This is a genomic window from Streptomyces lushanensis, assembly GCF_001700515.1.
Classification (GTDB): domain Bacteria; phylum Actinomycetota; class Actinomycetes; order Streptomycetales; family Streptomycetaceae; genus Streptomyces; species Streptomyces lushanensis.
The window spans coordinates 1-12368 of the sequence record NZ_MAUD01000234.1 but is presented as its reverse complement, the minus strand read 5'-3'; the positions used below and the strand labels follow the sequence as shown (position 1 = coordinate 12368).

8 protein-coding genes are annotated in these 12368 nt (G+C 73.8%); 2 read left to right on the top strand and 6 right to left on the bottom strand.

Annotated elements, in window-relative coordinates; translation table 11 throughout:
• Nucleotides 1-103: 103 nt before the first annotated feature.
• From BFF77_RS19795 to BFF77_RS19775, 5 genes are all read right to left on the bottom strand, one after another.
• Entirely contained in the window at nucleotides 104-1480 is a 1377-nt protein-coding gene (locus tag BFF77_RS19795) for a nitrate/nitrite transporter (protein ID WP_066951564.1), read from the bottom strand.
• Nucleotides 1481-1817: 337 nt separating this feature from the next.
• Entirely contained in the window at nucleotides 1818-2180 is a 363-nt protein-coding gene (gene nirD, locus BFF77_RS19790) for a nitrite reductase small subunit NirD (RefSeq protein WP_066951562.1), read from the bottom strand.
• Nucleotides 2181-2203: 23 nt separating this feature from the next.
• Nucleotides 2204-4792: a nitrite reductase large subunit NirB gene (gene nirB, locus BFF77_RS19785; protein WP_066951569.1), complete on the bottom strand. Its 2589-nt coding sequence runs from the start codon at nucleotides 4790-4792 to the stop codon at nucleotides 2204-2206.
• A gap of 98 nt (nucleotides 4793-4890) precedes the next feature.
• Complete coding sequence (locus BFF77_RS19780; RefSeq protein WP_211280278.1) at nucleotides 4891-6108, bottom strand: NAD(P)/FAD-dependent oxidoreductase; 1218 nt, start codon at nucleotides 6106-6108, stop codon at nucleotides 4891-4893.
• Entirely contained in the window at nucleotides 6105-8447 is a 2343-nt protein-coding gene (locus BFF77_RS19775; RefSeq protein WP_066951560.1) for a molybdopterin oxidoreductase family protein, read from the bottom strand. The genes BFF77_RS19780 and BFF77_RS19775 overlap by 4 nt, the downstream gene beginning before the upstream one ends.
• 192 nt (nucleotides 8448-8639) lie before the next feature.
• On the opposite strand from BFF77_RS19775, the gene BFF77_RS19770 reads away from it, so the two are divergent.
• On the top strand, nucleotides 8640-9794 hold the full coding sequence (locus tag BFF77_RS19770) for a uroporphyrinogen-III synthase (RefSeq protein ID WP_066951558.1): 1155 nt from the start codon (nucleotides 8640-8642) through the stop codon (nucleotides 9792-9794).
• Nucleotides 9791-10510: a sirohydrochlorin chelatase gene (locus tag BFF77_RS19765; RefSeq protein ID WP_066951556.1), complete on the top strand. Its 720-nt coding sequence runs from the start codon at nucleotides 9791-9793 to the stop codon at nucleotides 10508-10510. Before BFF77_RS19770 ends, BFF77_RS19765 begins: the two co-directional genes overlap by 4 nt.
• Nucleotides 10511-10638: 128 nt before the next feature.
• Here the strand turns inward: BFF77_RS19765 and rox are convergent, their stop codons facing one another.
• Nucleotides 10639-12066 carry a rifampin monooxygenase gene (rox, locus tag BFF77_RS19760; protein WP_066951554.1) on the bottom strand — a complete coding sequence of 476 codons (1428 nt, stop codon included), beginning with the start codon at nucleotides 12064-12066 and terminating at the stop codon, nucleotides 10639-10641.
• Between the last annotated feature and the right edge of the window lie 302 nt (nucleotides 12067-12368).

Below are 12368 nucleotides of genomic sequence, written 5' to 3'. Positions count from 1 at the left end.
GCGCGGAGCCGCCCATCCCCCCTTCACCCGGGACCCGCCCGCTTCCGTCGGCCTCCGCCACCGCGCCGAGACGGTCATGGTCCACTCCGCGCCGGAGCGCGCGCTACACGCCGGTGAGCCGCGCGGCGGACGGGCGGAGGTAGACGGCCCAGGTCAGTACCGCGCACAGGCCGTAGACCACCAGGAAGCAGAGGTACGCGGCGTTCCCGTTGTGCGTGGTCAGGAACGACTGCCGGAACGCCACGTTCACCAGCACGCCGCCGAAGGCGCCCACCGCGCCCGCGATGCCGATCAGCGCGGACGCGCGCCTGCGGGAGTCGCGTTCGGCCGTCTCCGGGTCCGCGCCGGAAGCCACCTCGGCCCGCGCCCTGGCGCGGAAGATGGCCGGGATCATCTTGTAGGTGGAGCCGTTGCCGACACCGCTGAAGACGAACAGCGCCACGAAGCCGACGATGAACAGACCCAGCGAGTCCCCCCGCGAGGCGACCAGCACCACGGCCGCGCCGGCGGCCATCGCCGCGAAGTTCCACAGCGTCACCCTCGACCCGCCGAAACGGTCCGCGAGCAGCCCGCCGACCGGCCGGACCAGCGAGCCGAGCAGGGGGCCGAGGAAGGTGAGACCCGCGGCCTTCACCGGGGTGTCGAACCGCGTGTGGAACTGCACCTGCAACACCTGCCCGAAGGCGAAGCTGAAGCCTATGAAGGAACCGAAGGTGCCGATGTAGAGCAGTGACATCACCCAGGTGTGCGGGTCGCGGGAGACCTCGCGCATGGCCCGCTTGTCGTTGCGCATCGCGGTGAGATTGTCCATCTTCCACGCCGCGCCGAGGGCGGCGAGGACGATCAGCGGGATGTACGCCAGCGGCAGCAGCCGCGGCTGCGCGGCCCCCGCCGTCGCCAGGATCAGCAGGCCCGCCAACTGGACCACGGGCACCCCCAGATTGCCGCCGCCCGCGTTGACGCCCAGCGCCCAGCCCTTGAGCCGCTGCGGATAGAACGCGTTGATGTTCGCCATCGAGGACGCGAAGTTGCCGCCGCCGACTCCCGCGACGCACGCCACGGCGAGGAGCGTGCCGTAGGAGACGCCCGGTTCGAGCACGGTCCCGGCGAGGACGGTCGGGACCAGGAGCAGCAGCGCGCTGAAGACCGTCCAGTTCCGTCCGCCGAACGTGGCCACGGCGAAGGTGTACGGCAGCCGCAGCACCGCGCCGAGCGCGGTCGGCAGGGCGGTGAGCAGAAACTTCCCGGCGGGGTCGATGTGGTACTCCGGTCCGAGGAAGAGGACCAGCACGGACCACAGGCTCCATACGGAGAAGCCGATGTGCTCGGAGAGGACCGAGAACACCAGGTTCCGCCGGGCGATCCGCGCTCCGGCCTCCTCCCAGAAGCCGACGTCCTCCGGACGCCAGTCGTCGATGGTCCGGACCCGCGCCGCAGCCGGGGTCGCGGTGTTCTCGGAATTGCTGACCGTTGTACTCATGGGCACCTGCCGGAGCGGAGAGGGGGTCTGCTGACACGATCTGGCACGTCTGACACGTGGCGCGTCCGGCGCCGGGCATGTCCGGCGCTTCGCCACGCAGCAAGGTAGGAAGCCGAGATTTCGGCTGACGGCGTGTGGTGGCTCGGTGGTGGAACGTCCCGCGCACGGGGCCCGGCGGGAGGCGTGAGGACCGGCAGCCGGCCGGCACCCCGCCCTCGGCATCACGCGCCCCCGGCTTCATGTGTGGTCGATTCACGTGTGGTCGTGGTCGGCCATCGCGTCCCTCGCGCCTCTCACGTCCCTCGGGTTCGCGCGTGGTGCCCGCTCGCCCGCCCGCCTACGGTCGGACCCTCGCGGGCCACACCCTCAGCACCGCCGGCGATCCGTCCGGCGCCGTCTCCTCGTCCAGACACACACCCGTACGCAGATCGAAGGCTTGTCTGTACATGGGGGAGAGCACCACCGTGACCGCTCCCCGGCTCCCCAGCAGTCCCCGCGACAGCACATACGCCCCGCTGAACGGGTCGCGGTTGTCGACGGCGTACACCTCGCCCGTACGGTCGCGGTACAGCGCGACCTGCTCGCCGCCCACCAGCAGGGCGACCCCGCGTCCCGGCGTCAGCTCCGCGTACCCGCACACCGGGACCCACCCCGCGCCGTCGTGGATCTCCACCCGCCCCGCGCTCGTCGTCCCGCTCATCGGGCGCCTATCCGTCGTCGCGCTCATCGGGCGCGTACCTCCAGGTCGGGCCCGGCGATCAGGGCCGACGCGGGGGCCGGTCCCGGACGGATCTGGTCCCGCTCCGCGACGAAACGGATCGTCGGGTCGGGGACGCCGGGCGCGTTGGTGAACGAGACGAAGCGGCGCAGCCGCTCCGGGTCGGCCAGGGTGGCCGCCCATTCGTCCTCGTAGGTCTCGACGTGGCGGGCCATCAGTTCGTCCAGGTCGGCGCAGATCCCGAGGGAGTCGTCCAGGACGACGGCCCGCAGATGGTCCATGCCGCCGTCGAGCCGTTCCAGCCAGGAGGCCGTACGCTCCAGCCGGTCCGCGGTGCGGATGTAGAACATCAGGAACCGGTCGATGGTGCGGATCAGCGTCTCGCGGTCCAGATCGGCCGCCAGCAGATCCGCGTGACGCGGCGTCATCCCGCCGTTGCCGCCCACGTAGAGGTTCCAGCCGGCCGCGGTCGCGATCACCCCGAAGTCCTTGCTCTGCGCCTCCGCGCACTCCCGCGCGCAGCCGGAGACCGCGGACTTGAGTTTGTGCGGGGAGCGCAGCCCTCGGTAGCGCAGCTCCAGTTCGATCGCGAGGCCCACCGAGTCCTGCACGCCGTAGCGGCACCAGGTCTCGCCGACGCACGACTTCACGGTGCGCAGCGCCTTGCCGTAGGCGTGCCCGGACTCGAAACCGGCGTCGACCAGCCGGCGCCAGATCGGGGGGAGCTGGTCCACGGTCGCGCCGAAGAGGTCGATCCGCTGACCACCGGTGATCTTCGTGTAGAGGCCGAAGTCGCGGGCGATCTCACCGATGACGATCAGGCCCTGCGGAGTGATCTCGCCACCGGGGATCCGCGGCACCACCGAGTACGAGCCGTTGCGCTGCATGTTGGCCAGGAAGTGGTCGTTGGTGTCCTGGAGGGCGGCCTGTTCGCCGTCCAGGATGTGACCGTTGCCGAGGCCGGCCAGGAGAGAGGCGACGACGGGCTTGCAGATGTCGCAGCCCTCGCCGCCCGGCAGGCTGCCGTGCTCGTCGATCAGCCGGGAGAAGGAGCCGATGCCCTTGACCCGGACGATCTCGTACAGTTCGGCGCGGGTCAGCGTGAAGTGCTCGCACAGGCCCTTGGCGATCTCGACCCCGCTCGCGGCCAGTTCCTCCGCGACGATGCCGCCGAGCAGCTTGACGCAGCTTCCGCACCCCGTACCGGCCTTGGTGCACCTCTTGACCTCGGGGACGCTCGCGCAGCCCTGCTCGTGCACGGCGGCCCGGATCTCGCCCTTGGTGACGTTGTGACAGGAGCAGACGACCGCCTCGTCCGGCAGCGCGACCGGGCCGGAGGCCGCGCCGATCGAGGCGGGCAGGACCAGCTGTTCCGGCGGCGCGGGCAGCGGGGAGCCGCTCAGCGCCAGCGGGCGCAGCAGCGCGTACGAGTCGGCGTCGCCGACCAGGACACCGCCGAGCAGCGCGCCGTCCGCGCCGATGACGAGCTTCTTGTAGACGCCCGCGCGGCTGTTGGCGTACAGCACCTCCAGCGCGCCCTCGGTGGTGCCGTGGGCGTCGCCGAAGCTGGCCACGTCCACGCCGAGCAGTTTGAGCTTGGTGGAGGTGTCCGCTCCGGTGAAGGAGCCCGTACCGCCGGTGAGTTCGCGGGCGGCGGCCTCGGCCATCGCGTAACCGGGAGCGACCAGCCCGTAGACCCGGCCGTCGGCGGCCAGCGCGCATTCGCCGATGGCCAGGACGGCGGGGTCGGCGGTACGGCACCGCGCGTCGACGACGACACCGCCGCGCTCGCCGACCGGCAGGCCGCAGTCACGGGCGAGCTGGTCGCGCGGGCGCACTCCGGCGGAGAAGACCACCAGGTCGACGGCGAGTCCGGTGCCGTCGGACAGGGCCATGCCGCTGACCCGGCCGTCCTCGTCGGTGGTGACCGCCCGCGTGCCGGCGCCGGTGTGCACCAGCACGCCCAGGTCCTCGATCTTGCGGCGCAGCGCCTCGCCTCCGCCCTCGTCCACCTGGATCGACATCAGCCGCGGGGCGAACTCCACGACATGCGTCTCCAGCCCCATGGCCCGCAGCGCGCCGGCCGCCTCCAGCCCGAGCAGCCCGCCGCCGACCACCGCGCCGACCCGGGCCCCGGCGGCGCCGGCCCGGATCGCCTCCAGGTCCTCGATGGTGCGGTAGACGTGGCAGCCCTCGGCGTCGTGCCCGGGGACCGGCGGTACGAACGGGTACGAGCCGGTGGCCAGCACCAGGGTGTCGTAGCGGAGCCGGTCCCCGGACGCGGTGGTGACGAGCCGCGCCTCGCGGTCGATCGCGACGGCCGGGTCGCCGAGCCGCAGATCGATGCCGTGCTCGTCGAGGAAGCCGGGCGGGCACAGCGACAGCTCCTCCGCCGGGGTACCGGAGAACCAGGAGGTCAGGTGCACTCGGTCGTAGGCGGGGCGAGGTTCCTCGGCGAGTACGGTGATCCGCCGGGCCGGGACTCCCGCCGTGGCGTCCGACCGCTCGAACAGCGCCTCCAGGAAGCGCTGGCCGACCATGCCGTGGCCCACCAGGACCAGGTGTTCGCGGTCCGTGCCGTCCGTATCCCCCATGCGGTCCGTGCCGTGGAGGTCGTCCTTGTCACCGAAGCCGCCGGTGCCATCGATGGGGTCTGTGCCATCGACGCGGTCCGTGCCGTCCGTGCGCTCCATCAACGGGCTCCTCGGGTGGTGAGCAGATGCAGGGGGTCCTCGGGCAGCGGCTCGTCCCGCTCGTACGCCCGGGTCAGGGCGCCGACCGTGGCCAGATCGCCCAGCAGGATGCCGCCGACGAGCCGGTCGCCGCGCAGCACGAGCTTCTTGTAGGAGCCGCGGGTGGTATCGACCAGCCGCAGCACATGGTGGCCGGAGTCGGCCCGGTGCCTGTCCTCGTCCACCTCGCCGAACGCGGCGTACTCCAGCGGCCCCGCCGAGAGCCGGGCCAGCGGACGGGAGCCGGTGTACTCCCTGTCCGGCCCGGCCCCGGACAGCCTCGCGGCCAGGACGTCGGCCTGCTCCCAGGCCGGGCCGGACAGACCGTGCACCGTGCCGCGGTGCTCGGCGCAGTCACCGATGGCGAACACGCCGGGGCGGGAGGCGGCCAGCCGGTCGTCCACCACCACGCCGGTGCGCACCAGCAGTCCGGCCGCGTGCGCGAGCCCGGTGCGCGGGCGCACTCCGCAGGCCAGCACCACCAGATCGGCGGCCAGCGGACGGCCGTCGGCCAGCTCCACCGCCTTGATCCGACCGTCACCGCACAGCGCCCGGGCGCGGTTGCGGAGGTGGACCTCGACGCCCAGTGCGGCCAGCGCGCTCCGCAGCGCCGCGCCCGCCCGCGCGTCGAGTTGCCGCTCGATCAGATGCGGGCCGTGGTGCACGATCTCCACCGGAAGCCCGAGCGCGGCCAGCGCGCGGGCGGCGCTGACGCCGAGCACTCCGCCGCCGATCACCACGGCGCGCGCGGCTCCGGCGGCGGCCTCGGCCAGGTCGCGGCAGTCGGCGAGTGTGTGCAGGGCGCGCACTCCGGCGAGCAGATCGCCGCCGGGGGCGCGCAGACCGCGGATCGGTGGCAGTACGGGGTTGGCGCCGGTGGCCAGCACCAGGTCGTCGTACCCGGCCCGCTCCCCGCTCGACAGCCGCAGCGTGCGGGCGGCCGGGTCCAGCGCGACGACCTCGGCGCCGGTGCGCAGCAGGGCGGCACCGGCCGGCAGGGCGATGGCCTCGGGATCGTGGCGGCCGGTGAGTACGTCGGCGAGCAGCACCCGGTTGTAGGGGGCGCGCGGCTCCACGCCGTAGAGCGTCACCTCGGCCTCTCCGCCGAGTTCCTGGTACTGCTGGGCGAACCGGGCGGCGGCCATGCCCGCGCCGACCACCGCGATGCGCGCGTTCACACCGCGCTCCCCGTCGGCCCGCTGCCCAGCCGGTCGCTGCCCGGCCGCTCGCTCTCCGTCGGTCCGCTGCCCGTCGGCCCGTTCCCCGCCCGCCCGCTACCCGCCCGCTCGACCCGTACCGCGCAGACCTTGAACTCCGGCATCCGGGAGGTCGGGTCCAGGGCCGGGTTGGTCAACGAGTTGGCCCGCCCGGCCCCGCCCCAGTGGAAGGGCATGAACACGGTGTCGGGCCGGATGCTCTCCGTCACCCGGGCCGGCGCGACCGCCCGCCCGCGCCGGCTGGTCACCGCGAGCAGCTCGCCCTCGGCCACCCCGAGCCGGTGCGCGAGGCGCGGGTGCAGCTCCACGAACGGGCCGGGCGCGGCCCGTTCGAGCTCGGGCACACGGCGGGTCTGCGCACCGCTCTGGTACTGGGAGACCACCCGGCCGGTGGTCAGGAACAGGGGGTAGTCGGCGTCCGGCTCCTCCGCCGCCGGACGGTGCGACACGGCGGCGAACCGGGCCCGGCCGTCCGGTGTGGCGAAGCGGTCCAGGAACAGCCGGGGCGTGCCGGGGTGCGGCGCGCCGGGCCCGCCCGTGCCGCCGGTGGCGCCGGTGGCGCCATTGCCGCCGCTGCCGCCCCTGCCCTTGCCGCCGGTGCCGCTCGTGTCGCCGTCGCCCTTGCCGTTGCCGCCCGTGTCGCCGTCGCCCTTCCTGCCGCCGCTGCCGCCGCTGCCGTCGTCGGCCGGGCAGGGCCAGAACACCCCGTCCTCCGCGCGGATCCGGTCGTAACTGATGCCCGAGTAGTCCGCCTGGCCGCCCGCCGAGGCCCGCCGCAGCTCCTCGAAGACCTGCTCCGGGTCCTCGGAGAAGCCCCGTTCCACTCCCAGCCGCCGGGCGAGTCCGCTCAGCACGGCCAGGTCGCTGCGCACGCCGGGCGGCGCGGCGACCGCCCGCTGACGCAGGATCACCCGACCCTCCAGGTTGGTGGTGGTGCCGGTCTCCTCGGCCCACTGCGCCGACGGCAGCACGACATCGGCCAGCTCGGCCGTCTCGGAGAGCACCAGATCGCTCACCGCGAGGAAGTCCAGGCTCCGCAGCCGCTCGGTGATGTGCCCGGCCCGCGGCGCGGAGACCACCGGGTTGGACCCCATCAGCAGCAGCGCCCGCACCCCGCCCTCCTGCCCGAGGCAGTCCAGCAGTTCGTAGGCCGAGCGCCCCGAGCGCGGCAGCCGCTCCGGGTCCACTCCCCACACCGCGGCCACATGCGCCCGCGCCGCCGGGTCCTCGATCGAGCGGTAGCCGGGAAGCTGGTCGGCCTTCTGCCCGTGCTCCCGGCCGCCCTGCCCGTTGCCCTGGCCGGTCAGACAGCCGTAGCCGGAGTAACGGCGGCCGGCCTTGCCGGTGGCCAGGCACAGATTGATCCAGGCGCTGACCGTGTCGGTGCCCTTGCTGTGCTGCTCGGGGCCGCGGGCGGTGAGCACCATGCCGGTCTCCGCGTCCGCGAACATGCCCGCGGCCTCCCGCAGTTGGGCCACCGGCACACCGGTCAGCCGCTCCACCCGCTCCGGCCAGTGCGCCATCGCGGAGGCGCGGGCCGCCTCGAAACCAGTGGTGCGCTCCTCGATGAAGTCCTTGTCGAGCCTCCCGTCCGCGATCACCAGATGCAGCAGGCCGAGTGCGAGCGCCAGATCGGTGCCGGGCGGCGGCTGAAGGTGCAGGTCGGCCAGCTCGGCGGTCCTGGTCCTGCGCGGGTCCACCACGATCAGCAGCCCGCCGTTCTCGCGCAGTTCGCGGAAGTGGCGCAGGGCCGGCGGCATGGTCTCGGCGGGGTTGGCGCCGACCAGGATCACACAGCCGGACCGCGCGATGTCCGCCATCGGGAACGGCAGCCCGCGGTCGATCCCGAACGCCCGCCGGTGCGCGGCAGCCGCCGAGGACATGCAGAAGCGGCCGTTGTAGTCGATGTTCGCGGTACGCAGCGCCACCCGGGCGAACTTGCCCAGCAGGTACGCCTTCTCGTTGGTCAGCCCGCCTCCGCCGAAGACCCCCACCGCGTCCCGCCCGTACCGCTCGGCGGCACCCGACAGCCCGGCGGCGACCCGGTCCAGTGCCTCGTCCCACGACACCTCGCGCAACTCCCCGCGGCGCCGGTCGCGTACCAGCGGTACGGTCAGCCGGGCGGCCCGGCCGAGCAGCGCCGCCGCGCTCCGGCCCTTGCCGCACAGCGCGCCGAGGTTGACCGGAAAGCGTGGCCGCTCCACGACCTCCACCGGCACCGCCGCCCCGGCGGGCGTGGTGCGCAGCCGCATGCCGCACTGGAGCGAGCAGTACGGGCAGTGGGTGTCGGTCGTCGTCATGGCACCGAGCGTCGTCCGGCCCGGTTACGCGACCGGGTCACCCGCATTGCGGCGCCGGTACGCGTCCCTCACGGAGCCCCGGGGACGGGGTGGGGGTAACGACATCTTCCGTAACAGCGCAACGTGCTTCGCTAACCCCCGCGTGACGGTCGCGCAATGCCGCCGAAACCCCACGGACCGAGCCTGCACAGCATGGGAACTGCCGGCACGTCCACCGGCGGCCCTCCGGCCACCGAGCCGGTCGGTCCGCTGGTCGGCTACACGATAGGAGTGACCGCCGCGCGTCGCCGCGACGAGCTCACCGCCCTGCTGCGCCGGCGCGGCGCGCGCGTGGTCGAGGCCCCCACCATGCGGATCGTCCCGCTGGAGGACGACGCGGCGCTGCGCCACGCCACCGAGCTCTGTCTGACCGCGCCGCTGGACTACGTGGTCGCCACCACCGGGGTCGGCTGGCGCGGCTGGATGAGCGCCGCCGAGGGCTGGGGGCAGGGCGGCCGGCTCGCCCAGACCTGCCGGGACGCGGTGGTGCTCAGCCGCGGCCCGAAGGCGACCGGCGCGGTCCGTGCCACCGGACTGGACGAGACCTTCTCCCCGCGTTCCGAGGCGAACGACGAACTGCTGGCCTGGTTGCTCGCCCGGAACCTGGGCGGGCGCCGGATCGCGGTGCAGGAACACGGTGCCCCGCTGGACGGCTTCGCCGCCGCGCTGCGCGAACGCGGCGCCGAGGTGATCGAGGTCCCGGTCTACCGCTGGGCCCCGCCCGAGGACCCGGAGCCGGTACGCCGGCTGGTCCTTCAGACGATACGCCGGGAGGTGCACGCCATCGCCTTCACCAGCGCGCCCGCGATCACCGCCTTCCTGGCGACGGCCGACACGCTGGGACTGCGCGCCGAGGTCCTGACCGCGCTGCGCGAGGACGTACTGCCGGTGTGCGTCGGCCCGGTCTGCGCCCGGCCGCTGGAGAACGCCGGCGTACCCGTGGTCTGTCCCGAACGCGGACGGCTCGGCGCGATGGTACGCACCATCACCGAGACGGTCCCGGTGCGCAACCGCCGCGAGCTGGACGCCGGCGGGCGCACCCTCGTGCTGCAGGGCAGCGCGCTCGTCGTCGGGGAGGAGAGCTACTGGCTGCCGCCGGTCCCCGCGGCGGTGCTGCGGGCTCTGGCCGAGCACCCGGGCTGGGTGGTCAGCCGCGCCGATCTGCTGCGCCGGGTCTGGGCGGGCACGACCACGGACGAGCACGCGGTCGAGGCCGCGGTCGCGCGGCTGCGCGGCGCCCTGGGACCGCACGCGGGACTGGTGCGGACGGTGCCGAAGCGCGGGTACCGGCTGGAGGTCGGCGGATGACGGATCCGGCGCTCGTCGCCGTCGCCCACGGCACCCGCGACCCGGTCGGGGTCGCCACCGTCGAGGCCCTGCTGAACCTGGTCCGTTCGCTGCGGCCCGGGTCGCGGGTCGAGGTCGGCTATCTGGACCTCGTACGGCCCTCCCTGGACGAGACCCTGGCCGCGCTGCGGGGCGAGGCCGTACTCGTCCCGCTGCTCCTGGGCGCGGGCCACCACGTCCGCACCGACATCCCGGCGGCGCTGGCCACCGCTCCGCGTCTGCGGGCGTCCGTCGCCCGCGCGCTGGGCCCGGACCCCCTGCTGGCCACCGCGCTGTCGGCACGGCTCGCCGAGGCGGGGTGGGCCGGGAGCCCGGTCGTCCTCGCCGCCGCGGGCTCCACGGATCCCGCGGCCAACGCGGACACCGCCCGCATGGCCACGATGCTCCAGGCCCGGCTGAACGCGCCCGTCCTCCCCTCCTATCTCTGCGCGAGCTCCCCCACCCCGGCCGAGGCCGTCGCCCGCCTGCACGCCGGGGGCCACACCTCCGTGGCCGTCGCCGGCTACCTCCTCGCCCCCGGCACCTTCTCCCGCCGGGCCTCCCGCTCGGGCGCGGCCCTCACCTCGGCACCGCTGGGAACACACGCGGCGGTGGCGGAACTGATCCTCCAGCGGTACGACGAAACGGCAGCACAAGCCGCCCGGCCCGGCTCCCTGTTGTCCGCCGAGGCCCCGTGAGACCGAGATCGGGCAGGGCCCCGGACATCCCCTGTCCGGAGCCCCGCCGAGCGCGCGTCGGTCGGTCACTTGAGGTGGACGAAACCGTCCGTGGTGACGGCCGGGCGGCCGGCCGCGGACCGCGCGGCTCAGCCGACGGGCGCGCCGAACCACCTCGGCAGCCGGCTGAGCAGATCCGCCTGCTCTCCGCCGACCCAGGCCACGTGGCCGTCCGGCCGTAGCAGCACCGCAGGCGCGTCCAGTTCCTCGCTGACGTCGACGACATGGTCGACCCGGTCCGCCCAGCCCGCCACCGAAAGCCGGCCGGTCCGGTCGAGCAGCAGTCCGCGACCGCCGCGCATGAGCTCGTAGAGACGGCCGCGCCTCAGCGCCACGTCCCGCATCCGCCGGCCGAGCAGTTCGTGGCCCTCGCCGAAGTCGTAGCGGACCCCGACCGCGGTGATCATCCCGGTCACGTACCGGTTCACCTCCTCGAAGTCCATCAGCTTCGAGAACAGCTCCCGCAGCGCGGTCGCGCCCGGCTCCGTCCCCAGCAGCGTCATCTGCGCGCGGGTGTTGTCCAGCACCTGGGCGGCCACCGGATGCCGTTCGGCGTGGTAGCTGTCCAACAGCCCCTCCGGCGCCCAGCCGTTGACCTCGGCGGCCAGCTTCCAGCCGAGATTGAACGCGTCCTGCACGCCGAGGTTGAGCCCCTGTCCGCCGGTCGGCGGGTGGATGTGCGCCGCGTCACCGGCCAGCAGCACCCGCCCGACCCGGTAGCGCTCGGCCAGCCGCGTGGCATCACCGAACCGGGACAGCCAACGCGGCGAGTGCACACCGAAGTCGGTGCCCGCGCACGCCCGCAGCCGCTCCTTGAACTCCTCAAGGGTCGGCGCGGCCGTACGGTCCTCGGCCACGTCCTCGGCGGGCACGATGACGCGGTACGTCCCGTCCCCGTTGGGGATGGTGCCGAACCGCAGCTGGGTCCTGCGGACCTCCGCCACGACGGCGGCGACCCTCTCCGCCGACTCGGTCATCTCCATGTCGCCGAGCAGTGTCTCGACCTTGGCGGGCTCGCCGGGAAAGCCGACGCCGAGCAGCTTGCGCACCACACTGCGGCCACCGTCGCACCCGACGAGATAGCGCGAGCGCAGCCGCGTACCGTCCGCCAACTCGACGCTGACTCCGCCCGCGTCCTGGCTCAGCCCGGCCACCTCCCGCCCGCGCCGGATCTCGGCACCGAGTTCGACCGCCCGCTCGTCGAGCAGCCTTTCGGTGACGGGCTGCGGAGTGGCCAGGCCGTACGGGTGCGCGGTGTCCAACTTGTCCGGCCACGGTTTGGGGATGCCGCCGAACAAACCGCCGACCTGGAACTTCTCACTGACCGCGAGGAACCGGTCCAGCAGACCGCGCTGGTCCATCACCTCCACACTGCGCGCATGCAGACCGCGCCCGCGCGACTGCCCGGTCGGCTCCGCCTCCTTCTCCAGCACCAGCGTGCGCACGCCGTGCAGCCGCAACTCACCGGCCAGCATCAGGCCGGTCGGCCCACCGCCGACCACGATCACGTCAATCATCGAAACGCCCATTCAACGACATTGGATTCCGGCCGGCGGCCCTGCCCGGTGGGGGCCCGCACACCCGCGTCGCCCCGCGCCGACTGCCGTGAGCAGCACCACGGGCCCCCGGCGGTTCGGCGTTCCCACGCGACCCGTCCATCGGCACTTCGACACGTCAGCACATCAACAGATCGATACATCGACAACAGCACGCAGACTTCGCGAATCCGCCATTTCCGCAGGTTCCCGGCCTCGGCCGCCCATTCTGCGCCGGCCCCCGGGCCTTGCCGCAAGCCCCCCGGTGCGCTATACGTTGAGAG

Bases quoted from the DNA above. Each gene is read 5' to 3' on its own strand.
- BFF77_RS19795 (WP_066951564.1), bottom strand. From the start codon at position 1,480: ATGAGTACAACGGTCAGCAATTCCGAGAACACCGCGACCCCGGCTGCG.
- nirD (WP_066951562.1), bottom strand. From the start codon at position 2,180: ATGAGCGGGACGACGAGCGCGGGGCGGGTGGAGATCCACGACGGCGCG.
- nirB (WP_066951569.1), bottom strand. From the start codon at position 4,792: ATGGGGGATACGGACGGCACGGACCGCGAACACCTGGTCCTGGTGGGC.
- BFF77_RS19775 (WP_066951560.1), bottom strand. From the start codon at position 8,447: ATGACGACGACCGACACCCACTGCCCGTACTGCTCGCTCCAGTGCGGC.
- BFF77_RS19770 (WP_066951558.1), top strand. From the start codon at position 8,640: ATGGGAACTGCCGGCACGTCCACCGGCGGCCCTCCGGCCACCGAGCCG.
- BFF77_RS19765 (WP_066951556.1), top strand. From the start codon at position 9,791: ATGACGGATCCGGCGCTCGTCGCCGTCGCCCACGGCACCCGCGACCCG.
- rox (WP_066951554.1), bottom strand. From the start codon at position 12,066: ATGATTGACGTGATCGTGGTCGGCGGTGGGCCGACCGGCCTGATGCTG.